Annotated in this window: 28 protein-coding genes; 7 read left to right on the forward strand and 21 right to left on the reverse strand. The window is 71.1% G+C overall.

Translation table 11 applies throughout. The annotated features are described in order from the left end of the window. The first annotated feature begins 36 nt into the window (after positions 1-36). Entirely contained in the window at positions 37-600 is a 564-nt protein-coding gene (locus AC3CF1_RS12920) for a Uma2 family endonuclease (RefSeq protein WP_185755400.1), read from the forward strand. 56 nt (positions 601-656) lie between these two features. Here the strand turns inward: AC3CF1_RS12920 and AC3CF1_RS12925 are convergent, their stop codons facing one another. From AC3CF1_RS12925 to AC3CF1_RS12990, 14 genes are all read right to left on the reverse strand, one after another. Then, positions 657-1,064: a DUF5130 family protein gene (locus AC3CF1_RS12925; protein ID WP_088949767.1), complete on the reverse strand. Its 408-nt coding sequence runs from the start codon at positions 1,062-1,064 to the stop codon at positions 657-659. Next, a complete protein-coding gene (ctaJ, locus tag AC3CF1_RS12930) occupies positions 1,051-1,365 on the reverse strand; it encodes an aa3-type cytochrome oxidase subunit CtaJ (RefSeq protein WP_435794572.1) in 315 nt (104 codons plus the stop codon). Before ctaJ ends, AC3CF1_RS12925 begins: the two co-directional genes overlap by 14 nt. Before the next feature lie 57 nt (positions 1,366-1,422). Next, the gene (locus AC3CF1_RS12935; protein WP_488450552.1) at positions 1,423-2,886 is read right to left on the reverse strand and encodes an amidase; all 1,464 of its coding nucleotides are present in this window, start codon (positions 2,884-2,886) and stop codon (positions 1,423-1,425) included. Positions 2,887-2,974: 88 nt separating this feature from the next. Next, positions 2,975-3,976, reverse strand: coding sequence for an amidohydrolase family protein (locus tag AC3CF1_RS12940; protein WP_488450553.1), 1,002 nt, complete (start codon positions 3,974-3,976; stop codon positions 2,975-2,977). Continuing rightward, complete coding sequence (locus AC3CF1_RS12945) at positions 3,976-4,500, reverse strand: 3-hydroxyanthranilate 3,4-dioxygenase (protein ID WP_354983992.1); 525 nt, start codon at positions 4,498-4,500, stop codon at positions 3,976-3,978. The genes AC3CF1_RS12940 and AC3CF1_RS12945 overlap by 1 nt, the downstream gene beginning before the upstream one ends. Further along, on the reverse strand, positions 4,497-4,919 hold the full coding sequence (locus AC3CF1_RS12950) for a RidA family protein (protein ID WP_488450554.1): 423 nt from the start codon (positions 4,917-4,919) through the stop codon (positions 4,497-4,499). The genes AC3CF1_RS12945 and AC3CF1_RS12950 overlap by 4 nt, the downstream gene beginning before the upstream one ends. Next, entirely contained in the window at positions 4,916-5,689 is a 774-nt protein-coding gene (locus AC3CF1_RS12955) for a 2-keto-4-pentenoate hydratase (RefSeq protein WP_488450555.1), read from the reverse strand. Before AC3CF1_RS12955 ends, AC3CF1_RS12950 begins: the two co-directional genes overlap by 4 nt. Continuing rightward, positions 5,686-6,747, reverse strand: a complete 1,062-nt coding sequence (dmpG, locus tag AC3CF1_RS12960) for a 4-hydroxy-2-oxovalerate aldolase (protein ID WP_488450556.1) — start codon at positions 6,745-6,747, stop codon at positions 5,686-5,688. Before dmpG ends, AC3CF1_RS12955 begins: the two co-directional genes overlap by 4 nt. After that, positions 6,744-7,679: an acetaldehyde dehydrogenase (acetylating) gene (locus AC3CF1_RS12965; protein WP_330465680.1), complete on the reverse strand. Its 936-nt coding sequence runs from the start codon at positions 7,677-7,679 to the stop codon at positions 6,744-6,746. Before AC3CF1_RS12965 ends, dmpG begins: the two co-directional genes overlap by 4 nt. Continuing rightward, the gene (locus AC3CF1_RS12970; RefSeq protein WP_210795448.1) at positions 7,676-8,473 is read right to left on the reverse strand and encodes a 2-keto-4-pentenoate hydratase; all 798 of its coding nucleotides are present in this window, start codon (positions 8,471-8,473) and stop codon (positions 7,676-7,678) included. Before AC3CF1_RS12970 ends, AC3CF1_RS12965 begins: the two co-directional genes overlap by 4 nt. Positions 8,474-8,520: 47 nt before the next feature. Further along, entirely contained in the window at positions 8,521-10,002 is a 1,482-nt protein-coding gene (locus AC3CF1_RS12975; RefSeq protein ID WP_354983997.1) for a 2-hydroxymuconic semialdehyde dehydrogenase, read from the reverse strand. A gap of 23 nt (positions 10,003-10,025) precedes the next feature. Continuing rightward, positions 10,026-11,363 carry an FAD-dependent oxidoreductase gene (locus AC3CF1_RS12980; protein WP_354983995.1) on the reverse strand — a complete coding sequence of 446 codons (1,338 nt, stop codon included), beginning with the start codon at positions 11,361-11,363 and terminating at the stop codon, positions 10,026-10,028. Continuing rightward, a complete protein-coding gene (kynU, locus tag AC3CF1_RS12985; protein WP_354983998.1) occupies positions 11,360-12,685 on the reverse strand; it encodes a kynureninase in 1,326 nt (441 codons plus the stop codon). The genes AC3CF1_RS12980 and kynU overlap by 4 nt, the downstream gene beginning before the upstream one ends. Beyond that, on the reverse strand, positions 12,661-13,563 hold the full coding sequence (locus AC3CF1_RS12990) for a tryptophan 2,3-dioxygenase (protein WP_088951966.1): 903 nt from the start codon (positions 13,561-13,563) through the stop codon (positions 12,661-12,663). The genes kynU and AC3CF1_RS12990 overlap by 25 nt, the downstream gene beginning before the upstream one ends. 148 nt (positions 13,564-13,711) lie before the next feature. Here AC3CF1_RS12990 and AC3CF1_RS12995 point away from each other — a divergent pair, with 148 nt between their 5' ends. The 3 genes from AC3CF1_RS12995 to AC3CF1_RS13005 all read left to right on the forward strand — a co-directional run bounded on the left by AC3CF1_RS12995 (position 13,712) and on the right by AC3CF1_RS13005 (position 15,658). Beyond that, complete coding sequence (locus AC3CF1_RS12995; RefSeq protein ID WP_088949776.1) at positions 13,712-14,176, forward strand: Lrp/AsnC family transcriptional regulator; 465 nt, start codon at positions 13,712-13,714, stop codon at positions 14,174-14,176. A 105-nt stretch (positions 14,177-14,281) separates the two neighbouring features. Continuing rightward, the gene (locus AC3CF1_RS13000) at positions 14,282-14,806 is read left to right on the forward strand and encodes a hypothetical protein (RefSeq protein ID WP_354983996.1); all 525 of its coding nucleotides are present in this window, start codon (positions 14,282-14,284) and stop codon (positions 14,804-14,806) included. 12 nt (positions 14,807-14,818) lie between these two features. After that, positions 14,819-15,658, forward strand: a complete 840-nt coding sequence (locus AC3CF1_RS13005) for a class F sortase (protein ID WP_488450557.1) — start codon at positions 14,819-14,821, stop codon at positions 15,656-15,658. Positions 15,659-15,680: 22 nt separating this feature from the next. On the opposite strand, the gene AC3CF1_RS13010 is transcribed toward AC3CF1_RS13005, so the two are convergent. From AC3CF1_RS13010 to AC3CF1_RS13020, 3 genes are read right to left on the reverse strand one after another with little or no spacing between them, the layout of a single operon-like run. Then, positions 15,681-16,091 carry a type II toxin-antitoxin system VapC family toxin gene (locus AC3CF1_RS13010; protein ID WP_088949779.1) on the reverse strand — a complete coding sequence of 137 codons (411 nt, stop codon included), beginning with the start codon at positions 16,089-16,091 and terminating at the stop codon, positions 15,681-15,683. Continuing rightward, on the reverse strand, positions 16,088-16,366 hold the full coding sequence (locus AC3CF1_RS13015; protein WP_354982233.1) for a type II toxin-antitoxin system Phd/YefM family antitoxin: 279 nt from the start codon (positions 16,364-16,366) through the stop codon (positions 16,088-16,090). Before AC3CF1_RS13015 ends, AC3CF1_RS13010 begins: the two co-directional genes overlap by 4 nt. A 60-nt stretch (positions 16,367-16,426) precedes the next feature. After that, positions 16,427-16,963, reverse strand: coding sequence for an HNH endonuclease (locus AC3CF1_RS13020; protein WP_030333470.1), 537 nt, complete (start codon positions 16,961-16,963; stop codon positions 16,427-16,429). Positions 16,964-17,246: 283 nt separating this feature from the next. Between AC3CF1_RS13020 and AC3CF1_RS13025 the strand changes: the two genes are divergently transcribed. The 3 genes from AC3CF1_RS13025 (at position 17,247) to AC3CF1_RS13035 (ending at position 20,400) form a co-directional block, all read left to right on the forward strand. Beyond that, positions 17,247-18,287, forward strand: coding sequence for a mechanosensitive ion channel family protein (locus AC3CF1_RS13025; protein ID WP_488450558.1), 1,041 nt, complete (start codon positions 17,247-17,249; stop codon positions 18,285-18,287). Between the two features lie 232 nt (positions 18,288-18,519). Next, positions 18,520-19,902, forward strand: a complete 1,383-nt coding sequence (locus AC3CF1_RS13030) for an MFS transporter (protein WP_355160562.1) — start codon at positions 18,520-18,522, stop codon at positions 19,900-19,902. A gap of 69 nt (positions 19,903-19,971) precedes the next feature. Beyond that, positions 19,972-20,400: a globin gene (locus AC3CF1_RS13035; protein WP_088949784.1), complete on the forward strand. Its 429-nt coding sequence runs from the start codon at positions 19,972-19,974 to the stop codon at positions 20,398-20,400. Positions 20,401-20,419: 19 nt separating this feature from the next. On the opposite strand, the gene AC3CF1_RS13040 is transcribed toward AC3CF1_RS13035, so the two are convergent. The 4 genes from AC3CF1_RS13040 to ettA form a co-directional block, all read right to left on the reverse strand. Continuing rightward, positions 20,420-21,004: a type III secretion system chaperone family protein gene (locus AC3CF1_RS13040; protein ID WP_088949785.1), complete on the reverse strand. Its 585-nt coding sequence runs from the start codon at positions 21,002-21,004 to the stop codon at positions 20,420-20,422. A 131-nt stretch (positions 21,005-21,135) separates the two neighbouring features. Continuing rightward, complete coding sequence (locus AC3CF1_RS13045; protein WP_488450559.1) at positions 21,136-21,867, reverse strand: DUF8185 domain-containing protein; 732 nt, start codon at positions 21,865-21,867, stop codon at positions 21,136-21,138. Beyond that, positions 21,864-22,310, reverse strand: a complete 447-nt coding sequence (locus AC3CF1_RS13050; protein WP_327645929.1) for an acyl-CoA thioesterase — start codon at positions 22,308-22,310, stop codon at positions 21,864-21,866. Before AC3CF1_RS13050 ends, AC3CF1_RS13045 begins: the two co-directional genes overlap by 4 nt. Positions 22,311-22,323: 13 nt before the next feature. Then, entirely contained in the window at positions 22,324-24,000 is a 1,677-nt protein-coding gene (ettA, locus tag AC3CF1_RS13055; protein WP_088951967.1) for an energy-dependent translational throttle protein EttA, read from the reverse strand. Positions 24,001-24,168: the final 168 nt, after the last annotated feature.

The following is a 24,168-nucleotide window of genomic DNA, read 5'->3' on the forward strand; positions in this document are numbered from 1 at the left end:
CACGGGCCGTTATGGTTGCGAAAGGAGGTGGACGTGATGGCACAGCCGATCTACGAGTGGCGACCCCCTGCGCGCGAGTGGCGCGAGCAGGACCTGTTCAACCTTCCCGAGGATGGGAACCACTACGAGATCATCGACGGGAGCCTGCACGTGACCCCACCACCGGGTTTCGGCCACCAGGAACTGGCCGATGAGCTACGGGCAGCCCTGCGAGCGGCGACGCCGACCGGATGGCGGGTGATCCGGGAGGCGGGGCTTCGTGCCGCCGGAAGCAATCTCATTCCTGATGTCACCGTGCTGAAGCCGACGGCCCCTGCGGACGGCACCTGGATCGAAGCAGCGGATGTGGCGCTTGTCGTCGAGGTGGAATCACCGAGCAGCCGTCGGCATGACCGGTTCACCAAGCCTGCGCTCTACGCTGAGGTCGGCATTCCCGCCTACTGGCGGGTCGAGCGCGGCGACTTCGGCCCCGTGATATATCGCTACGAGCTGGTGAAGGGCGTTCACTACAACCTGCTCGGCACGGTCGGCCCAGACGACCCGGTGCAGATCGACGAGCCGTGGCCGATGCGCCTCGACCCCTCCGCCTGGCCCCGTTAAGGTCCGAAAGCCCGGCCCGCGAACAGCGGGCCGGGCTTCGTCGTACGAGGAGAGGCTCAGCCCTTGCCGGCGTGGCTGGAGAGCTGGTCGAGGCCGTTGATGATGCCGCCGGCCAGGTCACCGCCGCTGAACGCGCCGGCCATCGAGAGCGCGGCCAGCTTGGCGTACGTGTCGGGGATGCGCTTGCGCGCGTACCGGCCGGTGATGATCTCCAGCTGACGCTGGTTGGGCGACACCGCGATCAGCACCGACTTGTCCGGGTCGGCGAGCTGACGGTGCAGCCGCTGGGCGTGCTCCCGGACGGGCTCGTCGAGACCACCGACGAAGACCGAGAAGACCAGGCCGGTGCCCTGGTCGGCAAGGCGCAACGCCTCGTCGATGCGCAGCAGCTGGCGGGTCGAGAAGGGCCCGTCCAGCACCTCGGGCGGATTTTCCGACCCGGCGTGCTTTTCACCAACGGTCACTTGCGCCTCCGGTTCCACCGGCCGGCGCCTCGACGCTGGCCTGCTCAAGCTTGTGGCTGGTCAGCGCGGGCGCCTGCGCCCCCGCCGTCAGCGCGGTGCCGGCCGAGTCGGCCAACTGCTCCGGGCGGCCCAGGAACCAGACCGGAGTGAAGTCGAAGGGCCGGCCCGGGCGGTAGCGCTTGGCACCACGGCCACCGCCGGTGGCACCACCGCTGCTACCGGCATAGGTGAGGCCGGCGATGACCAGCACCGCGGCCAGCGGGATGCCGACGAAGACCAGCAACGTCTCGGTAACAGACAATCCCAACGCCCCCAGGCGGAAGAAGGACGACCTCGAACAAGCGGGTCGGATGGATGATCATGATGCTGGCCACCCGACGCCGTCACCATTCACGTTAGCGGAGTCGACGGCCCGCCAGATTGCGGGGTGCCGATCCCATCCGTCACTGGAGTTCTCCAGTTGCGCAGCGGTCGCGATGAGCCGCGCGTCGTCGCCGTACCGGCCGGTGAGCAGCACCCCGACGGGCAGGCCGTCGGTGGTGGTGCCGACCGGCAGGGAGACGGAGGGATCGCCGGTGACGTTGAAGATGGCGCAGTAGGGCGAGAAGCGGCGTTGCCGGTCGAAGTCGGCCGCCGGGTCATCATCGGCGGTGAACCAGCCGACGGGCGCCTGCGGCGCGGCCAGGGTGGGACAGAGCAGCAGGTCGACCCCGGCGGTGCGACGGGCGCCGAGGCGGACCTGAGCCTGCAACTCACCGAGGGTGGCGGCCAGCGTGCCGGCGGAGATCTCCGCACCCCGGGCGCGCATCAGCCGGGTCAACGGCAGCAGCTCCGCCTCCCGCTGCGGCGGCACCGGGGCGAGCGCCAGCACGTACCAGAGGATCTCGAACAGCGGCCACACCGCCGGCCCGAGCGGCGGCGGCACCTCGACCACCTCGTGGCCGGCCGCGGTGAGCAGCGCGGCGGCCCGGTCCACGGCGGCCACGCAGTCGGGGTGCACCGGCTCGTCGGCGAGCATCGGCGTGGTGAACCGGCCGATGCGCAGCGGGCCGGGCTCGGCCCGGCGTGCCACGGCCAGATATCCGCCGGGCGGCGCGGGCGGCGACAGGTAGGGCTCGCCGAGGACCGGCACGGCCATCACATCGAGCAGCGCGGCGACGTCGGCGACGGTCCGCCCGAGCGGGCCGCTGGTGGGCAGGCCGAACGCGCCGGAGCCGAGCGGCCCGCCGGAGACCACGCCACGGCTGGGCTTGTAGCCGACCAGGCCGCAGAGCGACGCCGGGATGCGCAGCGAGCCACCGCCGTCGGACCCCTGGGCGACCGGGACCAGCCCGGCAGCCACCGCCGCCGCCGCGCCGCCGCTGGACCCACCAGCGGTGTACGCCAGCTGCCACGGATTGCGGGCCGGCGGCGCGACCCGGCCCTCGGAGTAGAGCGAGCAGCCCAACTCGGAGGTGGTCGTCTTACCGAGGCTGACCAGGCCGGCGGCCTTGATGAACCGGACCACGTCGGCGTCGACCGGCGGGACGAAGTCGACGAAGGCGGCCGAACCGAAGGTGGTGCGCACGCCGGCGGTGAGGGTCAGGTCCTTGATCGCGGTCGGCACACCGTGCAGCGGGCCGCGCTCCTCGACCGGCACGGCGTCGGCGGCGCGTGCGGCCTGCCGGGCGAGGTCCTCGGTGACGGTGACGAACGCGCCCACGGTGTCGCCGAGCGCGGCCACCCGGCCCAGACAATGCTCGACCAGGTCGACGCTGGTCAGCTCGCCGCGGGCGATCGCGGCGGCCTGTTCCAACGCGGTCAGGTCGTGCGGCTCGGCCATTCCCTCATCCTGCACGCTGGGACGGGCCCCAGGCGTCCGACACACGCCGGACTCCCCACCCACTCGGCCCACCGGCCCACAGATGCGCTCAGCCGCGCAGGAAGCGCTGGGCGTTGGTGGAGAGGAGCTTGTCGCGCTGGGCGTCGGTGAGGAAGTCGGCGTCGCGGACCACCGCGCCGGCCGGGCGTTCCCCCAGCGGGTACGGGTAGTCGCTGCCGACCAGCACCCGGTCCTCCCCCATCGTGTCGACCAGCAGCCGCAGCGCGGGTGCCGCGAAGACCACCGAGTCGACGCTGAACCGGTCGACGTAGCTGCTGGGCGGGGCGACGGACGCGCCACGGACCAGGTCGCCACGGCGGTGCCAGGCGTTGTCGGCGCGGCCGAGCCAGAACGGGAAGCTGCCACCACCGTGTGCGAAGCAGATCCGCAACGTCTCGGGCACCCGGTCGAAGACGCCGCCCAGGATCATCGCCAGCACCGACAGGTGCGTCTCGGCGGGCATCCCGGTGAGCCACCGGGCCATCCAGCGGTCCAGGCGCGGGCCGTCCGGCATGTCCCACGGGTGGACGAAGACGGGTGCGCCCACCTCGGCACAGTGCTGGAGGAAGGTGACCACCCCGGCGTCGTCCAGGTCCCGGTCGCCGACGTGGTTGCCGATCTCCACACCCACGTGCCCGGCGGCCAGGCTGCGATCCAGCTCGGCGCACGCGGCGTCCGGGTCCTGGAGGGGCACCTGGCAGAACGGCACCAGTCGGTCGCCACCGGCGGCGGTGACCTCCAGGGTCAGGTCGTTGAAGATCCGGGCGACCTTCACCGCCTGGTCGGCCGGGCGGTCATAGCTGAAGAAGACCGGGGTGGGCGAGACCACCTGCACGTCCACGCCGTCGGCGTCCATGTCGGTCAGCCGGCGCGACGCGTCCCAGCACTCGGCTCCGACCGGGCGGAACTCCGTCTCCCCCACCATGATCATCGCGGCTCGCTCGGAGTCGACCCGCAGCCACGGCCAGCCGGATCCACCGCACGCCGCGCCGAGGTCCGGCCACCCCTTCGGTACGACGTGTGTGTGCACGTCGACGACGCCTGCGGGCATCAGCCCTTGCCCGGGTGCAGGGTGCCGCAGTTGGCGCAGGTGCGTGCCTGCTCGTCGGCGTAGAACGACTGGAACACCGGCGGTAGGTCGGCGGCGATGTCGCGGACCTGCAACTCCACCTCGTGCACCTTGTTGCCGCACTCCGGGCAGTACCACTGGAACGTCTCCAGCGTGCCCTCCTCACGGACCCGCTCGACGACCATGCCGATCGAGCCGGCCTCCGGCCGCTGCGGCGAGTGCGGGGTGTTGCGCGGCAGCATCCACATCTGACCCTCGCGCACGTGCACCGTACGCGGCCCCTCGGGGGTGACCAGGTTGATGTGCATGTTGCCCTTGACCTGGTAGAAGAACTCCTCGTACGGGTCCACGTGGAAGTCGGTGCGCTGGTTGGGCCCGCCCACCACCATCACGATGAAGTCGTCCCCGCCGGGGAACATCTCCTTGTTGCCCACCGGCGGCTTCAACAGGTGCTGGTTGTCCGCGATCCACCCGGGAAAGCTGAACGGTTCGGCGATCTCACTCACGACTGACCTCCCGAGGGAAGAAGGGCCACGGCCTGGATCTCGATGAGCAGGTGTGGATGGGGCAACTGGTGCACGGCCACCGTGGTGCGGGTCGGCCCGGACGCGTCGAAGAACTCCGCCCACACCTCGTTGTAACCACCGAAGTCGTTCATGTTGACCAGGTACGACGTCACCTGGACGAGGTCGGTGAGGTCCGCGCCGACCGAGCGCAGCAGATCGCCGATGTTCTCGATCACGGCTCGCGTCTGCACCCGGATGTCGAGGTTGGTGGTGCCGAACTCGTCCACCTCGACACCGGCGAAGCTGTTGTCCGCCCGCCGCGACGACGTACCCGAGACGAAGACGAACCCACCCGCCACCTTGACGTGCGGAAAGGCCCCCCGAGGCACAGCCTTGCCGGCCACCACCCGCGCGGTCACGACGACGCCCGCAGCGACGCGGTGCCGAGCTTCTCCACGACCGCACGGACGTGCGCGCCGGGACGCAGCGGCACAGCCGCGGTGGCGGCGCCGGCCAGGAAGATCCACCCCGACTCCAGCCGCACACCGTGCCGGCCGGCCAGCCGGATGCCCTCGTCGAGGGCCCGGCGTGGATCGCCGAGGATCGCCGCCGTCGAACCGACCTGCGCCACCCGCCCGTCGACCTCCAGCAGCACACCCAGGTTGTCCAGACCCGCCGGCACCGGCGACCACGGCCCGATCACGAACGCGGCGGCCGAGGTGTTGTCGGCGATCACGTCCGGCAGCGAGAAGCGGAAGTCCGCGTACCGGGAGTCGATCAGCTCGATGGCCGGGGCGACCGCGCGGACGGCGCTGGCGAAGTCGCCGACCGGCTCACCCGGCTCGGGCAGCCGGTCCAGCAGGAACGCCACCTCCGGCTCGACCCGGGGATGGATGTACGCGGCCCGGTCCACCACGCCACCGTCGGGGACCCGCATCGTGTTGGTGAGCCGCCCCCAGATCACCTCGTCCACGCCGACCTGGGCCATCTTCGCCCTGCTGGTCAGCCCCATCTTCAGCCCGACGAGCCGCTCACCGGCGTCCACCCGGCGTTGGAGCAGTGCGGCCTGCACGCCGTACGCGGCATCCACGTCGAGGCCGGTCTCGGCGGCGAGTTGCGGGATCGCGGTGGCCGTGGCCGCTGCCACGCCCAGCTTCTCGGCGATCCCGGCGATGTCCGGTCCGATCATGAGGGCTCCTTGCCGGCCAGGTCGAGTGCGACGTCCACGATCATGTCCTCCTGGCCGCCGACCATCCGGCGCCGGCCCAGCTCGACCAGGATCGACCGGACGTCCACGCCGTACCTGGTGGAGGCCCGCTCGGCGTGCCGCAGGAAGCTGGAGTAGACCCCCGCGTACCCCAGGGAGAGCGTCTCCCGGTCCACCTGGACCGGTCGGTCCTGCAACGGGCGGACGATGTCGTCGGCCGCGTCCATCAGCGCGAACACGTCGCAGCCGTGCTTCCAGCCGTGCAGCTCGGCGACCGCCACGAAGACCTCCAGCGGTGCGTTGCCGGCGCCCGCGCCCATACCGGCGAGGGAGGCGTCGACGCGGACGGTCCGGCCGTGGGGTGCGTCCGGGCCGACCGGCGCGGACCCGGTGACCCGACCGTGTTCGACGGCGAGCACGCTGTTGGCGACCCCGAGCGACAGGTTGTGGTGCGCGTGGATGCCGATCTGCGTCTCCGGGGCGAGGACCTGCCGGTACGCGTCGACGCGCTGCGCCACGTCGGACATCAGCAGCCGGCCGCCGGAGTCGGTGACGTAGACGCAGTGCGCGCCGTAGGACTCCATGAGCCTGGCCTGAGAGGCTAGCCCGGCCGGGTCGTTCATGTGCGACATCATCAGGAACCCGGCTACGTCCATGCCGTTCTCCCGCGCCCAGGAGATGTGCTGGGCGGAGATGTCCGCCTCGGTGCAGTGGGTGGCGATCCGGACGCTTGTCACCCCGAGGGCCTTCGCGGCCTTCAGGTCGGCGATCGTGCCGATGCCCGGCAGCAGCAGCGTGGTCAGCTTCGCCGTGGTGAGCACCTCGGCTGCCGCGGAGATCCACTCGGCGTCGCTGGCCGCGCCGTGGCCGTAGTTGACGCTGGAACCGGCGAGCCCGTCCCCGTGCGCCACCTCGATCGCGGCCACCCCGGCGGCGTCCAGCGCGGCGGCGATGGTGCGGACCTGCTCGACGCTGTACTGGTGGGCGATGGCGTGCATGCCGTCGCGCAGCGTCACGTCCTGGATGTACAGGTCGGTCATGGCGCGGCCACCTCCGAAGAACGCAGGGCGATCAGCCGCTCCGCGGTACGCAGAGCGGCAGAGGTCATGATGTCCAGGTTCCCGGCGTACGCCGGCAGGTAGTGCCCGGCACCGGAGACCTCCAGGAAGACCGACACCTGCAACGCGGTGAGCTGCCGCCCGAGCGTCGGCACGTAAGCCCGCACCCGGTCGAACTGCACGTCCTGCTTGAGCCGGTAGCCGGGGACGTACTCCTGCACCGCCGCCACCATGTCTGCCACCGAGGCGGCGATGGCGTCGGTGTCGGCGTCGGCGTCCGGGCAGAGGCAGTAGACGGTGTCCCGCATGAGCAGTGGCGGGTCCGCCGGGTTCAGAACGATGATCGCCTTGCCCCGCTCGGCCCCACCGACCACCTCGATGGCCCGAGCGGTGGTCTCGGTGAACTCGTCGATGTTGGCCCGGGTGCCCGGGCCGGCCGACCGGGAGGCGATCGAGGCGACGATCTCCCCGTACGCCACCGGGGTGACCCGGCGCACCGCGGCGACGATCGGCACTGTCGCCTGCCCACCGCAGGTCACCATGTTGACGTTCGACTCGTGCAGGTGCTCGTCGAGGTTGACCGGCGGCACGACGTACGGGCCGAGCGCGGCCGGGGTCAGGTCGACCACCGTGCGGCCGTGCGCGCGCAGCACCTCGTCGTGGTGTCGGTGCGCTCCCGCCGAGGTGGCGTCGAAGACCAGCTCGACGTCGGCGAATTCGGGCATCGCCACCAGCCCGTCCACGCCGTCGGCGGTGGTGGCGACGCCGAGCCGGCGAGCGCGCGCCAGGCCGTCGGAGGCCGGGTCGATGCCGGCCATCGCCACCATCTTCAGGCTGTCACTCAGCCGGAGCACTTTGATCATCAGATCGGTGCCGATGTTTCCCGATCCCAGCACCGCCACGTTAGTGGTCACTGGCCGCCCCTGTCGCTGAAGGATGTGCGCACCGAGCCGAGCCCGGAGATCCGTGCCTCGTACGCGGCTCCCGGGGTGACCGGGACCATCGGGCCGAGCGCCCCGGAGAGCACCACGTCCCCGGCGCGCAGCGGGTCACCGGCGCGGGCGAGCGTGCTGGCCAACCAGTGCAGGGCGTGCAGTGGGTTGCCCAGGCAGGCCGCGCCAGCGCCGACCGAGACCGGCTCGCCGGCGTGTTCCAGCACCATTCCGCACAGCCGCAGGTCGACGTCGGCGAGGCGGCGAGGCGTGGTGCCGAGGACGAAGAGCCCGCTGGAGGCGTTGTCGGCGACGGTGTCCACGATGGAGATGTCCCAGCCGGCGATCCGCGAGTCGACGATCTCGATCGCCGGCAGCACATAATCCACCGCGCGGATCAGGTCGACAGTGGTGATCTGCGGGTCGGCGAGATCCTTGTCGAGCACGAACGCGATCTCCGCTTCGACCCGCGGCTGGAGCAGCCGGTCGATGGGCACCTCCACCCCGTCGCCGACCGCCATGGCGTCGGTCAGCATGCCGAAGTCCGGTTGGAACACCCCGAAGGTCTCCTGCACCGCCCGGGAGGTCAGCCCGATCTTCGCGCCGACCCGGCGTTCGCCGCGGCCCTGCCAGGCCCGTGCCTGGAGCTGCTGCACGTGGTACGCGGACTCGACGTCGCCCTCCGGCAGCAGCCGGCCCCGAAGTGGTGCACACGGCTTGCCGGTGCTGCGGGCGTCGGCCAGCTCCCGGTTGGCGGCCTCGATGTCAGCTTCCATGCCCGCTCCCTCGCTAAGGCTCACGACAGGTCCACGCTCGCTACGGCTCACGACAGGTCGACGCAGACGTTGGTGAGTTCGGAGTAGAAGTTCAGCGAGTGCACGCCGCCCTCCCGGCCGATGCCGGACGCCTTCACCCCGCCGAACGGGGTGCGCAGGTCACGCAGAAACCACGTGTTGACCCACACGATGCCGGCGTCGAGCCGGGCGCCGGCCCGGTGCGCGACGCCCACGTCCCGGGTCCAGACGGTCGCCGCGAGGCCGTACTCGGTGCCGTTGGCCAGCGCGTACGCCTCGTCCTCGGTGTCGAACGGCGCGACGTGCACCACCGGCCCGAAGATCTCTTCGCGGTTGGTGCGCGCCTGCGGGCCGAGCCCGGTGAGCACTGTCGGCTGCACGTACGACCCGCCGTCGCGGGTGTCACCGAAGGTGGGCGTGCCGCCACCGGTGAGCACCTCGGCGCCCTCGGTTCGGGCCAGCTCGTACGCGCCGAGCACCTTCGACCGGTGCTGGTGGGAGATCAGCGGCATGGTGGCGGTGGCCTCGTCGGTCGGCCAGCCGTATGCCAGCTCACCGGCCCGCTTCGCCAGCCGGGCCGTGAACTCCTCGAAGACCGGTCGCTGCACGTAGATGCGTTCGGTGCAGAGGCACACCTGCCCACCGTTGGTGAAGCTGGACCGCACCGAGCCGGCCACGGCGGCGTCCAGGTCGGCGTCGGCGAAGACCAGGCCGGCGTTCTTGCCGCCCAACTCGAAGCTGACCGCCTTCACGCCGTCGGCGGCGGCCCGCATGATCGCGCCACCGGTGGCCGACTCGCCGGTGAAGGTGATCGCGTCCACGCCGGGGTGGCGGGTGAGGAACTCACCCGCCGAGTCCGGCCCGAACCCGTGCACCAGGTTGAACACCCCGGCCGGTACGCCCGCGGCGGCCATCACCTCGGCGAGCACCGTCGCCGAGGCGGGTGTTTCCTCGCTGGGCTTGACCACCACGGCGTTGCCGCAGGCCAGCGCCGGGGCGACCTTCCAGGTGAGCAGCAGCAGCGGCAGGTTCCACGGCACGATGACCGCGACCACGCCAACCGGCTTGCGCAGCGCGTAGTTGAGCGCCCGGCCGCCGGTCGGGGTGACCGTCGTGAACGACTCGGTGGGCGCGGTCGCGACGATCTCCGCGAACGCCCGGAAGTTCGCCGCGCCACGAGGAATGTCCAGCGTGCGGGCCTGGGCGATGGACTTGCCGGTGTCGGCGACCTCGGCGGTGACCAGATCGTCGAAGCGGCGCTCCAACTCGTCGGCGACCCGGCGCAGCACCTCGGCGCGTTCCCGTTCGCCCATCCGGCCCCACGGCCCGCGCAGCGCCGCCCGGGCGGCGGCCACCGCGTCGTCCACGGTGGACTGCGACGCCTCGTCCACCTCGAAGACCTGGTCCCCGGTGACCGGGCTGGCCTTGGTGAACGTCGACCCGCCGTCGACGAACTCGCCGGCGACGAAGTTGCGCAACCGCTGCGGCCCACCTGGCGCGTGGCCGGCCATCAGTCGCGGGTCCCACAGGCCGGTCATTCCTGCCTCCCTCGGCTCAGTGCCGCGCCGATCGCGCCGACCAGCAGCAACGCGGCCCCGCCGACGACCGCCCCCAGCACCCGGTGCTGTCGGCGCACCCGGCGGCGCACCTCCGCGTACGGGGTGGTGGAGAACGACACCAGCTCGTACTGCGAAACGTACCGGCCGGGGAGGGCCCGCTCCAGGGCGTGCTCCACCCGCCGCCGCGTCTGGAAGACCGGGGAGGCGACCTTGTCCCGCATCTCCACGAAGTTGGTCAGCGCCATCGTGGCGATGGCCTCGGCGTTCTCCTGCCGGCGTCGCTGAAAGAGGGGCAGCGCCGCCAGCCAATCGTCGGCGCACTCGTCCAGGCAGCGGTCCAACTCGACCACGTCCTCGAAGGCGCAGTTCGCGCCCTGCCCGTAGAAGGGCACGATCGCGTGCGCCGCGTCACCGAGCAGGCCGACGCTCCCGTTGACCTGCCAGGGCGTGCAGCGAACAGTGCCGAGCACGCCCACCGGGTTGTGCTGGTAGTCGTCGACGAGGTTCGGGGCCAGCGGGATGACGTCCGGGTAGTGCTCGGCGAAGTGCCGCTCGATGTCAGCCGGGCTGGTCAACGAGGCGAAGCTGCCGGCGCCGTCGTTGGGCCAGAACAACGTGCAGGTGAAGGAGCGGTCCGGGTTCGGCAGCGCGATCATCATCGAGGTGCCACGCGGCCAGATGTGCAGGGCGTCCGGGTCCAGGGCGAAGTCCCCGCCCAGCGGCGGGATCGTCAACTCCTTGTAGCCGTAGTCGAGGAAGTCCACGCTCTCGTTCAGCAACCCGTACGCGAGCAACTGCCCCCGCACCGCGGAGCCGGCGCCGTCGGCACCCAGCACGACCGACGCCTTGGCGGCGACAGTGCCCTGCGGTGTCTCGAAGCTCAGCGAGCCGTCGGTCGGGTCCAGCCCGACCAACCGGTGGTCGAAGACGACCCGCACCCCGGGCAGCGCGGTGGCCTCGTCCAGCAGGGCGTTGTTCAGCGCGCCCCGACTGATCGAGTTGATCGCCCGGTCGCCGGCCGCGCTGTACGACTGGAACTGCTGCTCCCCCTCGACCGGGTGGATCATCCGGCCCCGCATCGGCAGCGCGTCGGTCATCACCTGCTCGGCGAGCCCGATCCTGCGCAACGCGTCCAGGCCGCGCTCGGAGAGCGCCAGGTTGATCGAACGCCCCCGCTCGGCCGTGCCGGCCCGCGGGTCGGAGCGGCGCTCGTAGAGCGCCACCGGGTAGCCGCGCCGGGCCAGGAAGCAGGCGGCCAGGCAACCAGCCAGGCCGGCACCGATGATCGCGACCTCGTCGCGCCGCGCGGTCACGAGTTCACCTGCCCCATCGTCGCGGCGAGCGCCGCCGCGGCCCGCCAACAGTCGAGGTACGTGGAGTAGAGCGGCACCGGGGCGAACCGGATGACGTCCGGTTCGCGGGCGTCGGCGATGACGCCGTGCTCGTGTCTAAGGCGTTTGGTCAGCTCCGCCGCGCTGCCGTGGCCGATGCGCACCGAAAGCTGGCAGCCCCGCCGAGCCGGGTCGCGCGGGGTGACCACGCGCAACGGCCGGTCGACGACGACCTCGTCGAGCAGCGACTCCAACCAGCCGGTGAGTCGCTGGCTGCGGGCGCGCAACGCCGTCATGCCGACCGCGTCGAACACCTCCAGCGAGGTGCGCACCGGGCCCATCGCGAAGATCGGCGGGTTGGAGATCTGCCAGGCCTCCACTGTTGCGGGTGGCCGCGACACCGGGGTCATCTCGAAGCGGGTGGCCGCCGCGGTGCTCCACCAACCCTCGAAGCGGGGCACTGTCTCGTCGCCGAGATGCCGCTCGTGCACGAAGACGCCGGCCAGGGCACCCGGACCCGCGTTCAGATACTTGTAGGAGCACCACGCGGCGAAGTCGACATCCCAGTCGTGCAGGGCCAGTGGCACGTTGCCGACCGCGTGGGCCAGGTCCCAACCGACCACCGCGCCAGCTGCCCGGCCGGCGGCCGTGATCGCCGGGATGTCCAGCAGCTCACCGGTGAGGTAGTTGACCCCGCCGAGCAGCACCAGCGCCACCCGGTCGCCCTCGGCGGCCAGGTAGGCGGTCACGTCCTCGGTGCGCAGGGCGTCCTCACCGTCGCGCGGGCGCAACCGGACCACGGTTTCGTCCGGGTCCAGGCCGTGGAACCGGGCCTGGCTGCGCACCGCGTAGCTGTCCGACGGAAAAGCCGCGTCCTCGATGACGATGCGGGTGCGCGCGCCGGCCGGGCGGTAGAAGCTCACCATCAGCAGGTGCAGGTTGACCGTGAGCGAGTTCATCACCACGGTCTCCGCGGGGTGGGCGCCGACCAGTCGCGCGGCCGGCGCGGTCAACAACTCGTGGTACGGCAGCCACGCGCGCGCCGCCTCGACGTGCCCCTCGACGCCGAGCCGCGCCCAGGCGTCCAGGTCGGCGAGGAGTTCGTCGCGGGTGGCCCGGGGTTGCAGGCCCAGCGAGTTGCCGGCGAGGTACGCCGACTCGGGGTGGTCGCCGCCGTCGGCCGGGGGCACGTGGAACAGGTGCCGGTGACCCGGGTCGGCTTCGTCGAGGCGGTGCGCCTCTCGTTCTGGGGTGTGCACAGGGGTGTCTCGCTCTCCGGTCACATCGCGGTGCGGGCCGACCACAGCTCCGGGAAAACCACCCGGGCCATGCTGCGCTGCAGCCACGCCAGGCCGGCGGAGCCTCCGCTGCCGACCTTGGCGCCCATCGTCCGCTGCACCGCCTTGACGTGGTTCCACCGCCAGTCGCCGAACTCCTCCGCGACCGAACTCAGCGCCTCACCGAGCAGTCGCACGTGGTTGTCCGGGCCGCCGTCGTCGTAGATCCGTACCCAGGCCGCCTCGACCGACGGATGCGGATCATGTTCGACGGCAACGTCCCGGTCGAGCAGGTCGGCGGGCAGATCGAAGCCACGCCGGGCGAGCAGCGCGAGCACATCGTCCCAGAGGCTCGGCGTGGCCAGCGCGGCGGTCAGCGCGGCGTACACGTCGGTCTGTCGACGGAACGGGCGGATCAGCGTCGGGTCACGCAGCCCGAGCAGGAACTCCAACTGCCGGTACATGGCCGACTGGAAGCCGCTGGCCTCGCCGAGCAGGTTGCGGAACCGATTGAAGTCGGCCGGGCTCATCCAGCGCAGCCCCTGCCAGGCGGCGTTGAGCCCCTCCAGGTGCAGTTTGGCTCGACGCAACGGCGCCAACGCCTCCCAGACCTGGTCGGCGCGGATCAGCCGCTGGGTCTCCCGCAACTCGTGGCAGGTCAGCCCGAAGTACAGCTCCATGATCTGGCTGACCATCAGGAAGGACATCTCGCCCGGGTCGCTGCTGAGCGGGTGCTGCATCCGGTGCAGGGCGCTGGCCTGCACGTACGCGTCGTACGGCACCATGTCGGCGAACTCCAGCGTGGGCTCGCCACCGGTGCGCTCCGCCTGGGCGGCCCGCTGCCCCGGGGTCACCGGTCGCACCGTGGCGGGGCGGTTCGGCGCCCGCCGCTCCGTCTGATCCACCATCTCGTCTCCCTCCCCCGGACTCGCCGACGTCATGATCCCTCGGTCGGATCGGCCTACGGAATGCCGGATCAACGGCTCTCGCCGCCTTCTCCTGGCGAACCAAAGGCAACTAGGCGAAGTCGGTTCACGAAAGTAAGGTCTGAGCGTGGACGACATGGACTGGGCGCTGCTGCGCGAGTTGCAGGCCGACGCGCGGCTGTCCTTCAGCGAGTTGTCCCGGCGGGTGCACCTGTCGCCACCTGCGGTGGCCGAGCGGGTTCGCCGGCTGGAGGAGTCCGGAGTCATCACCGGCTACCACGCCCATGTCGACCTGAGCCGAGCCGGCCGCACCGTGATCGCGCTGATCCGGATGTCCTGCTACGGCGCGCGATGCATCCTGCACGACCCGGCGGTGGCGGGCTGGCCGGAGATCCTGGAGATCCACCGGATCACCGGGGACGCGTGCAGCGTGCTGAAGGTGGCCGCCGGCTCGATCGGCGCGTTCGAGGGCGTCATCGACCGACTCGCCCCGTACGGCCAGCCGTCGAGCACGATGGTCCTGTCGTCCCCGCTGGGCTGGCAGCCGATCACGCCGCTCCCCTCGACCGGGGTCGCCCCGCGTCAGCGCTGACCCACCCCACCCTCAACGCCTGCGGGTTTGCTCCCGCGCCAGCGGGAAAGCAGGCCGCGTGCCCAGGGGAGGGTTCCGGCGGTCGTCGTCGGTTGGGGGGAAACCATGCAGGGAATCCGCACGATCAACCGCGCGCTCTCGTCCGCACTGACACTGGTCGGGCTGGTCGGGGCGTTCGTCCTGATGTCTGTCGCTCCGGCCCGTGCCGGCGAGAACACCTTCGTCGAGGTGACGCCGAACAGCACCCAGGCCGGTAGCCGGGTCTCCATCAAGGCGAGCTGCGACAACGACAACAACAACCGCCAGTCCAGCGTGCACTCCGATGCGTTCGGGCACGTGACGCTCAGACCGGACAACGGCTTCCTGACCGCGCAGGCCAGCATTCCGCGTGACAAGCAGGCCGGCGATTACGCGGTGGACCTGCGCTGCCAGAACGGCCAGACGGCCACGACCACCCTGACCGTGCTGAACATGGCGTCGCCCAGCAAGGGACCGGCGACCGGGGGCGGCGGGACGGCCGGCGGTCGCGGCACCGGCTCACTGCTGGTGCTCGGCGGCGTGGCGCTGGTGGCCACTGCGATCGCGCTCGGCATGGCGGGCGGCCGACGTCGGACCGGAGCCGGCTCCTGAGCCGGACGACCCATGACCCGCAGATCCGCGCGTGCGCGGCCGGACCGCCGCGCCCGCCTCCGGGCCGGACCGGCGCTGCGCGCCTCCGGCCGGCTGGTGGCCCGCGCCTCCCGCCGGCTGGGCCGCGTCGCCGGTCAGGCCGGGTCGGCCAGCATCGCCACCACCGATCCGACCGCCCAGCCGCTGCCACCGAGGCGTCCGGCCGGGTCGCCGTTGGCCGGACGCCTGATCGGTGCGGGACCAGGGTTGCCGGTCCTGGCCGTCGCCGCGCTGATGGTGCTGATCGTGGCGATGCTCGGCGTCGAGCAGGTGACCGGCATGAGCCTGTTGCCGGACCAGCTCAGCGCCGGCTTCCGACCGCCACCGAAGAAGTTCCCGGTGCTGTCGTCCAGCCGTCCGACCAACCTTGCCATTGACACGATCGACGTCGAGGCGCCGGTGCACGACGTGGGCATCGCCCCGGACGGCACAATCGCCGTGCCGGACGCGGCCCGCGCCCAGGAGGCCGGCTGGTACGACCAGGGGCCCACCCCAGGTCAGTACGGCCCGGCCGTGATCGTCGGGCACGTCGACACCACCAGCGGGCCGGCGGTCTTCCACAAGCTTCGCGAACTGCGCTCCGGTGACCAGATCGAGGTCACCCGCACCGACCGGAGCGTGGCGATCTTCGAGGTGGATTCGGTGGAGCGGTTCGACAAGGGGCGGCTGCCGGTGGACGAGGTGTACGGCGACTTCAGCCGTCCCAGCCTGCGACTGATCACCTGCGGCGGCCAGTGGGTCGGCGGCGAGACGGGCTATTCGGACAACGTGGTGGTCTTCGCCTCGCTGACGAAGGCACGTACAGGTGGTTGACCCGGGTGAAGCGGAATCTGGGTCAGTTCTGACCGGGGCTTGCCACGGGTAACCCCGCAACCTTGGCGCTCTCGAGCAGTCGCCGGTCATAGCTGACGAAGGCGATGAGTGCCGTTCCGGACTCGTTGGTCAGAACCTGAGCGGTGGCAAGGTGAATGGCGTCGAGGCTGCGTAACGTCGGCTCGGCAAACGCGGCAGCGGTCGCACGGATCGTGCCGTCGATCTCCAGTCGAAAGAGCCGTCCGACGGCCGCCGGCACGCCGACCAACGCCTGCGGGGCTGATCGGCGTAACGCTCTGGGCACTTCGACCTCGACCAGCGCGGAGGAGACCAGGGGGACGTCTCCGTGGGTGTTGAGCCAGGAGACAAGCTCAGCGCTGCACGCCTCCTGCCGAACCAACTTGACCACGGCGGCGGAGTCCAGATAGATCACCAGCGCTCCTCGTCCCGCATCTCGGCGAGCGTGGCGGCCACGTCCACATCCTCGTCACCCAGCTTCGGGGGAAGCGGCACAGAGCCGCCGCCGGTCGGAGCGACGGCCCGCCCCGCAGCTACGAGCTTGGCCAGTATCGACCTGTCGTCACTCACCGGAACCAGTCTGGCGATCGGATGCCCACGATCGGTGATCTCGACGGTTTCGCCGCCACTCACCCGAGCCAGCACCTGACTCGTGTTCTGGTTCAGCTCTCGGACCCCGATGCGTTCCACAGACCGAGTGTAGAACCAGATGTTCTACATTGCCAGATGTTCGCGGTCAGACACCGAAGGTCAGGCCGCTGCTTCGGGCTCGCGCAGGTCCAGCCAGTCGGCCCAGCGGGGGTCTGGGGCCCGGTGCCCGAGCACCCGCCAGGCGGTGCCCTTCGGCGCGGCCGGCAGCGCGTGCAACCGCCACCCCATCTCGGCCGGAGTCTTGTCACCCTTGGTGTGGTTGCACCGCGCGCAGGCGGCGACCACGTTCTCCCAGGCGTGCCGGCCACCGCGGCTGCGCGGAAAGACGTGGTCGATGGTCTCGGCCGGGCCCCGGCAGTAGGCGCACCGCCACCCGTCCCGCGCGAAGATCGCCCGCCGGGACAGCCCGACGTGCGTCCGGTAGGGCACCCGGACGAAGCGCGTCAGCCGGACCACGGACGGCACCGGGAGCGCGTCCCGGGCGCTGTGCAGGATGCCGTCACCGTCGGCGACGCAGACAGCCTTGGCGGAGAGGACGAGGATCGCGGCGCGGCGCACCGACACGACACACAGCGGCTCGTAGGTGGCGTTGAGGACCAACGCGCCGGAGCCCACCGTGGGTCGTATGTCAGGCATCGCGCTCACCCTCCCGGTTCAGCGGCTGCTGCGAACCGCCGCCGACCGGGGTCGGGCACGCCGGCCCACCCGGTCGACGCCGGGCCGATCACCGACGTCCGTTGCGCCAATAGTCCCTGATCGGACCCCGGATTGCACGTACTAATCCGGGGTCGGACGTGAAGCTCTCTCTCGCACCTGTCACGATGGCCGGTTCGCCCCGTTCCGGTCGTGCCCTCTGCGGCAGTTCACCCGCCGGTGGGTCGGCGGCGGACTGTCGGGTCCCTTGCGGTACGAAGACAGGGTGAGTGCCGCCAGCGTGACGCCCCTTGCCCTGTCCACCGCCGATTCGGTGAGCTGCCAGGGCAGCACCTCCTGCGAGTGGATCTACGACATCACGAGATCGGCCTGGTTCGCCGAGGGCAGTTACTGGATCCTGCTCAAGCCGCTGCGGGTGCTGGTGATCCTGGCGCTGGCGATGGTGGCCCGCTGGGCGCTGCACCGGACCATCAACCGGTTGGTCCGGACGACCACCGAGGGCGCGGTGCCGACGATGCTGCGCCCGCTGCGCGAGCGGGTGCCCAGCACGGCGGGTGACCCGGCCGAGTTCGTGCCCGAGCGGCGACGGCAGCGGGCTGAGGCGATCGGCTCCGTGCTGCGCAGCCTGACCACCGCCTTCGTCTTCGGCATCGCACTGCTGATGATCCTGCGCGAGTTCAGCTTCGACCTGGCTCCACTGCTGGCCAGCGCGGGGATCGCCGGCGTGGCACTGGGTTTCGGCGCGCAGAGCCTGGTCAAGGACCTGATCGCCGGCCTCTTCATGCTGATCGAGGATCAGTACGGCGTGGGCGACAACGTCGACCTGGGCGAGGCGATGGGCGTGGTCGAGTCGGTCGGGCTGCGGGTCACCACGGTGCGCGACGGTCGCGGCGTGCTCTGGTACATCCGCAACGGCGAGATCATCCGGGTGGGCAACAAGAGCCAGGGTTGGGCCCTCGTGGTGGTGGACCTGCCGATCGGTTTCAACAGCACCGAGGAGGCCACCGCCGTCCTGCGGACCGCGGCCGCCTCGATCGCGGTCGACCCGGAGCTGTCGCTGGAGATCGTCGAGGCGCCGGAGGTGCTGGGCGTCGAGCAGGTGACGGTGGACGGCGCGGTCATCCGGACGGTGGTGAAGACCACCGCGGACGGGCAGTTCGCGGTGGGTCGGGAGCTGCGCCGGCGGCTCGCCGAGGCGCTGGAGAACTCGGGGATCACCGCGCAGATCGCGGCTGCTCGTATCTATCCCGGGCTGCCGACCCGGCCGCTGCCCGACAGCGAGACCGGTCAGGGCGGCGCCACCTGACCCAGGCGAAAATGTCCGCCGATGCAGGGTCGCCAGCCACCCGGCCCCTCAGGTATCGTCCGTTCGTTCAGTCGGGGAAGCGACGATCGATCCGTTCGCCCTAGCTAGTTGTCAGACGATCGGGCAGAATCCGGAACACGCGTTCCCGCCGGAGCGTGATCACATACTCGCTGATCCGCAGATCTGACGAGGGCTTCCGGCCTGGCTGCCACGAGCGGCCGAACCGGAGCCGATGGAGGCGACGGTGCCCGACGAGCGACCTTCCGCGGAAGGCCCCGCCACCTTTCGCGAAGTGTTCGCCCAGCACGAGTTTCGGGCCGTGTTCGTGGCTGGTGCTCTCTCCTGGGTCGGTGACTACGTCGCGAAGGCGGCCGTCACCCTGCTCGTCTACCAGCAGACCCGGTCCGTCGCGCTCTCCGCGGCAGCCTTCGCGGTCAGCTTCCTGCCCTGGCTGCTCGGTGGTCCCGTGCTCGCCGCCCTGGCGGAGCGGTACCCGTACCGCAAGGTGATGGTGTCGTGTGACGTCATCCGCATGATGCTGATGCTGCTCATCGCCATCCCGAACCTGCCGTACCAGGCGGTGCTGGTGCTGATCTTCGCTGCCACACTGGCCAACCCGCCCAGCCAGGCGGCGAAGTCCGCGCTGATGCCGCAGATGCTCACCGGGGACCGGCTGGTGCTCGGGCTGTCGCTGAACAGCAGCATCGGGCAGGCCGCCCAGGTCATCGGGTACGTGTTCGGTGCGGCGGTCGCCTCGATCGACCCGGTGGTCGCGTTGCTGTTCAACGCGGCGACGTTCGGCCTGTCCGCGCTGCTGGTCCGCCTCGGCGTGCGCCACCGCCCGGCGTCCATGAACCCCGCGCACCGCAGCCATCTGCTGCGGGAGACGCGCGAGGGGTTCGCCATCGTGTTCCGCACGCCGGTGTTGCGGGCGATCGCGGTGCTGGTCTTCAGCGCCATGCTCTTCTCGATCGTCCCGGAGGGGCTCGCCGCCGCCTGGGCCAACGAGGGCGCCAAGGGCGACCTGAGCAGGGGCGCGGCGCAGGCGGTGATCATGGTGGCCAACCCCGTCGGCTTCATCCTGGGCGGGTTGCTGGTGAGCCGGCTGTTCGGGCCGGCCCGCCGGATGAAGCTGATGCGGCCACTCGCGGTGCTCGCCCCGCTGGTGCTGGTGCCTGCGCTGTTCGACCCGTCCCCGTTGGTGGTGGCGTTGCTGGCCGCCCTCTGCGGGTTCGCGGTCGCCGGCATGCTGCCGATGGCCAACGGGTTGTTCGTCCAGGCACTGCCCAACGGCTTCCGCGCCCGTGCCTTCGGCGTGATGGCCACCGGTGTCCAGGTCATCCAGGGTGTCGCGGTGCTGGTCACCGGGCTGCTCGCCGAGCGGTTCCCCATCCCGGTGGTGGTCGGGTTGTGGAGCGCGGCCGGAGTGGTGCTCATGGGGGTGGCCGCGCTGCGCTGGCCGGACCGGCAGACCATGGACGACGCGATCGCCGCAGCCACAGCGGCCAACGCCGAGCCGCCGCAGGAACCTGCCAGCCCTGCCAAGGACGACACGGAGGCGGGCACTCCCGAGCCGCGCTCCGGCGACGGGCACCGCCGCCACGCGGTCACCTGATCCCCGGCGTGATCCGACGCACGCCGCACGGGTCGGGCCGGCACGGAGCGCACCTGGCAGGATGGAACGGTGAACCCCGCAGGTGAATCCGACCGTCCTGGTGCGTCGATGACCCTCTTCGAAGCGGTCGGCGGCGAGCCCACCTTCCGCAAGCTGGTCGACGAGTTCTACGCCGGCGTCGCCACCGATCCCCTGCTGCGGCCCATGTACCCGGAGGAAGACCTGGGGCCGGCCGCGGATCGGATGACCCTGTTCCTCATGCAGTACTGGGGCGGCCCCAACACCTACTCCGCCCAGCGCGGCCACCCGCGGCTGCGGATGCGGCACGCGCCCTTCCGGATCGGCGCCGCCGAGCGGGACGCCTGGCTGCGGAACATGCGCCGCGCCGTGGACCGGCTCGACCTCGAGCCGGAGATCGCCGCCACACTCTGGGACTACCTGGAGCGCGCCGCATACTTCATGGTCAACGCCGAGGAGGACCCGGCCAACGGCGGCTGATCGCCGGGCCGAGGTTGCGTCAGAGCAGCGCGCCCTCGTCGTGCAGCCAGTCCACGAAGCTGGTGGCCACCGCCGCGCCGCAGTCGAGCATCTCGACCAGGAGCGCGTCGTGGGTGCCGGCGCCGAGTGGCACCTGGAGCTCGGCGTAGATCGGTAGCTGCCCACGCTCGGTCGGGTCGCCGATGTACGCCTTGCAGAACCGGCGGGTGTGGTTCCACTCGTTGACCACCCGGTATGCCCGGTCGGCCCAGTCCGGCGGGACGGTGGCATGTGGGCGTGCCCGCATGACCAGGATCTCGTCCTCCGGCCCTTCGAGGGTGACCAGCACCGCGTGCCGTTCCCACATGGCCAGCAGATTGCCGTCACCGTCGGCCAGGTAGCGCACGTCGAGCAGGTCGAGTGCGTCACAGACCCGGCGCAGACTCACCGGCTCGACGTTGGCGGGCATCTCGGACAGCACCGGCCGCTCATTGGCCGGGCAGTCGTCCCCCGGCTGGCGAGGGCTGGGCGGCCCGACCCGGACCGCGCTCTCCACTGTGATCCCGCTTCGGGTTTCCGGATCGCCGCCGTCGGCGGGACCGGGGCGCCATGACCACCACGGCATCGCTCGCGCACCTCACTCCCCAGCGGATCCAGCCGCCTACGGTGCGTTGGATCCGAGGATGGACGGTACCCGGACAGCCGAGTTGAAGCACCCCCCCAACGACCGCCCCAGCCCAGAAGAACGAGCCGGGGTCAGCCGTTCGGACGAGTACTCAGGGGTGTCACGGCAAGATCCGTGGCCTTCTGCGACCATGCCGCTCCGTATGGTCCCACCAGGCCAACCCAACGACCCGCCGCCCGCACCTGAACGTCGGGACCACCGTGGCCGGCGACCGGGCCGTCAGCGGCGCCGAGGAAGCCCATCCGGACCACCGCCTGCACCAGCCGCTGGGACACCTCGACCGGCTCGGCGGGCGGCCCGTCCGGAGTGACCAGCACCGCCACGTGGTCGAGCAACGCGTCGCGCAGGGCACGCTGACCCACCGCGCGGCCGGCCACCCCCTGCTCGCTCGCCGTCCGCAGGGTGCCCGCCGCCGCCTGCGCGATCCGTCGCAGCTCGGCGACCGGCAGCGCCTCCACCTGCCGGCTGCGCGCCGGCGGCAGCGGCCACCGCCACTGCGCGTCCCGGCGGGTCGGCAGTGCCGCACCGCCACGCTCCAACTCGGCCAGCAGCTCGGCGGCGGCCACCGTGACGTCCTCGGCCGGCCCACCGGCCACCGTGCGGACCACGAGGACCTGCCACGGCAGCCGGGCCCAGAGGGCGACCCGGCCGGGCCCACCGGCCGGCCGCAGCCGGACCGGTGCGACCGGATCCAGCCGGACCAGCCGGGCCAGGAAGGCACCCGCGTCCGCCACCCCGGCGACACCGTGCGTCGGGGTCGACGCGGCCGTCCGTCCCGGCTCGGCCGTACCCGGCCGGGTCATGCCGCCCCGCCCTGTGGGGCGTACGTGAGAAGGAAGTCCCGCTCCTCAGGTGTGATCCGTCGGGGCACCTGGCGGGTCAGGTCGAACGGCACCAGCACCGAACGGGCGCGGCTGGCCAGCACCTCGCCGTCGTACAGCTCGTACGCGACAGTGAACCGGGAGGCCCGGATCTCCTCCACCCACAGCTCGATCCGAACGGTGGGCGCCGCCTCCGCGGTGGCCCGGCCCAGCGCGTAGTCGACCGGGCGCAGGTAGTCGACCTCGTGCCGACGGATCACCACCCCGTCGGCGAACGAGCCGACCCCCCAGGCCCGGCCGCCGGCGAACATCAACGCCACCCGCGCCTCCTCGTACAGGGTGAGGAAGCGCGAGTTGTTGACGTGGCCGTACGCGTCCAGGTCGGACCAGCGCAGCGTGCAGTGGTAGACGAACCGGTCAGACACCTTCTCGGCCCGGTCAGTCGCGGGTCAGCTTGCGGTAGGTCACCCGGTGCGGCCGGGCAGCCTCCGCGCCGAGGCGGTCGATCTTGTTCTTCTCGTACGCCTCGAAGTTGCCCTCGAACCAGAACCACCGGGTCGGGTCCTGGTCGTCGCCCTCCCAGGCCAGGATGTGCGTGGAGACGCGGTCCAGGAACATCCGGTCGTGCGAGATGACCACGGCGCAGCCGGGGAACTCCAGCAGGGCGTTCTCCAGGCTGGACAGCGTCTCCACGTCCAGGTCGTTCGTCGGCTCGTCGAGCAGGATGACGTTGCCGCCGATCTTCAGGGTCAGCGCCAGGTTGAGGCGGTTGCGCTCACCGCCGGAGAGCACCTTCGTCGGCTTCTGCTGGTCCGGTCCCTTGAAGCCGAACGCGGCGATGTACGCCCGCGACGGCATCTCGACCTTGCCCACCATCAGGTAGTCCAGCCCATCGGAGACGACCTCCCAGACGGTCTTGTCGCCGTTGAGGCCTTCGCGGTTCTGGTCGACGTACGACAGCGAGACGGTGGGGCCGACCCGGACCTGGCCGCCGGTCGGCTCCTCCAGCCCGACGATGGTCTTGAACAGGGTGGTCTTGCCGACGCCGTTGGGGCCGATGATGCCGACGATGCCGTTGCGCGGCAGCGAGAACGACAGGTTGTCGATCAGCAGCCGGTCGCCGAAGCCCTTGCTGAGGTTGACCGCCTCGATCACCGTGCTGCCCAGACGCGGGCCCGGCGGGATCTGAATCTCCTCGAAGTCGAGCTTGCGGGTCTTCTCCGCCTCGTTGGCCATCTCGTCGTACCGGTCCAGGCGGGCCTTGGACTTGGTCTGGCGGGCCTTGGCGTTGGAGCGGACCCACTCCAGTTCCTCGGTGAGGCGCTTCTTCATCTTGGCGTCGCGGCGACCCTCGACGGCCAGGCGGGCGGCCTTCTTCTCCAGGTAGGTGGAGTAGTTGCCCTCGTAACCGATGGCCCGGCCGCGGTCCAGCTCCAGGATCCAGCCGGCCACGTTGTCGAGGAAGTACCGGTCGTGGGTGATCGCCATGACGGTGCCGGCGTACTTGGCGAGGTGCTGCTCCAGCCAGGAGACGCTCTCCGCGTCCAGGTGGTTGGTGGGCTCGTCGAGCAGCAGCAGGTCGGGCGCTTCCAGCAGCAGCTTGCAGAGCGCGACGCGGCGGCGCTCACCACCGGAGAGCTGGGTCACGTCGGCGTCCGGCGGGGGGCAGCGCAGCGCGTCCATGGCCAGTTCGAGCTTGGAGTCGACATCCCAGGCGTCGAGGTGGTCCAGCTCCTCCTGGAGCTTGCCCATCTCCTCCATCAGCTCGTCGGAGTAGTCGGTCGCCATCTGCTCGGCGATCTTGTTGAAGCGCTCCAGCTTGGCCTTGGTCTCGGCGACCGCCTCCTCGACGTTGCCGAGCACGGTCTTGGCCTCGTTGAGCGGGGGCTCCTGGGCGAGCATGCCGACGGTGTAGCCGGGCATCAGCCGAGCCTCGCCGTTGCTCGGCTTGTCCAGCCCTGCCATGATCTTGAGGAGGCTGGACTTACCGGCGCCGTTCGGACCGAGCACACCGATCTTGGCTCCCGGCAGGAAGCTCAACGTCACGTTGTCGAGCACGACCTTGTCGCCGTGCGCCTTGCGGGCCTTTTCCAGGACGTAGATGTACTGGGCCACGGTGCGGGCTACCTCCGTCGGTTGCTTTCGCTGATCGGCGGCGCGGGCGCGGGCTGCGAAGACCGCCCGCCGCCGCCGGCCGGTGACCGGCCGCGCGCACGCCATCGTCAATCCTGACAGGTACGACGCGGTTCGCCCACATCACCCCGCCTCAGGAGTACGCGGGCG

Source organism: Micromonospora sp. MGP-C2 (genome assembly GCF_057766525.1).

Excerpts from the sequence above, each read along its gene's own strand:
- AC3CF1_RS12920 (WP_185755400.1), top strand. The coding sequence starts at position 37 with ATGGCACAGCCGATCTACGAGTGGCGACCCCCTGCGCGCGAGTGGCGC.
- AC3CF1_RS12935 (WP_488450552.1), bottom strand. The coding sequence starts at position 2,886 with ATGGCCGAGCCGCACGACCTGACCGCGTTGGAACAGGCCGCCGCGATC.
- AC3CF1_RS12940 (WP_488450553.1), bottom strand. The coding sequence starts at position 3,976 with ATGCCCGCAGGCGTCGTCGACGTGCACACACACGTCGTACCGAAGGGG.
- AC3CF1_RS12955 (WP_488450555.1), bottom strand. The coding sequence starts at position 5,689 with ATGATCGGACCGGACATCGCCGGGATCGCCGAGAAGCTGGGCGTGGCA.
- dmpG (WP_488450556.1), bottom strand. The coding sequence starts at position 6,747 with ATGACCGACCTGTACATCCAGGACGTGACGCTGCGCGACGGCATGCAC.
- AC3CF1_RS12970 (WP_210795448.1), bottom strand. The coding sequence starts at position 8,473 with ATGGAAGCTGACATCGAGGCCGCCAACCGGGAGCTGGCCGACGCCCGC.
- AC3CF1_RS12975 (WP_354983997.1), bottom strand. The coding sequence starts at position 10,002 with ATGGCCGGCCACGCGCCAGGTGGGCCGCAGCGGTTGCGCAACTTCGTC.
- AC3CF1_RS13000 (WP_354983996.1), top strand. The coding sequence starts at position 14,282 with ATGCAGGGAATCCGCACGATCAACCGCGCGCTCTCGTCCGCACTGACA.
- AC3CF1_RS13005 (WP_488450557.1), top strand. The coding sequence starts at position 14,819 with ATGACCCGCAGATCCGCGCGTGCGCGGCCGGACCGCCGCGCCCGCCTC.
- AC3CF1_RS13020 (WP_030333470.1), bottom strand. The coding sequence starts at position 16,963 with ATGCCTGACATACGACCCACGGTGGGCTCCGGCGCGTTGGTCCTCAAC.
- AC3CF1_RS13030 (WP_355160562.1), top strand. The coding sequence starts at position 18,520 with ATGGAGGCGACGGTGCCCGACGAGCGACCTTCCGCGGAAGGCCCCGCC.
- AC3CF1_RS13040 (WP_088949785.1), bottom strand. The coding sequence starts at position 21,004 with ATGCCGTGGTGGTCATGGCGCCCCGGTCCCGCCGACGGCGGCGATCCG.
- AC3CF1_RS13045 (WP_488450559.1), bottom strand. The coding sequence starts at position 21,867 with ATGACCCGGCCGGGTACGGCCGAGCCGGGACGGACGGCCGCGTCGACC.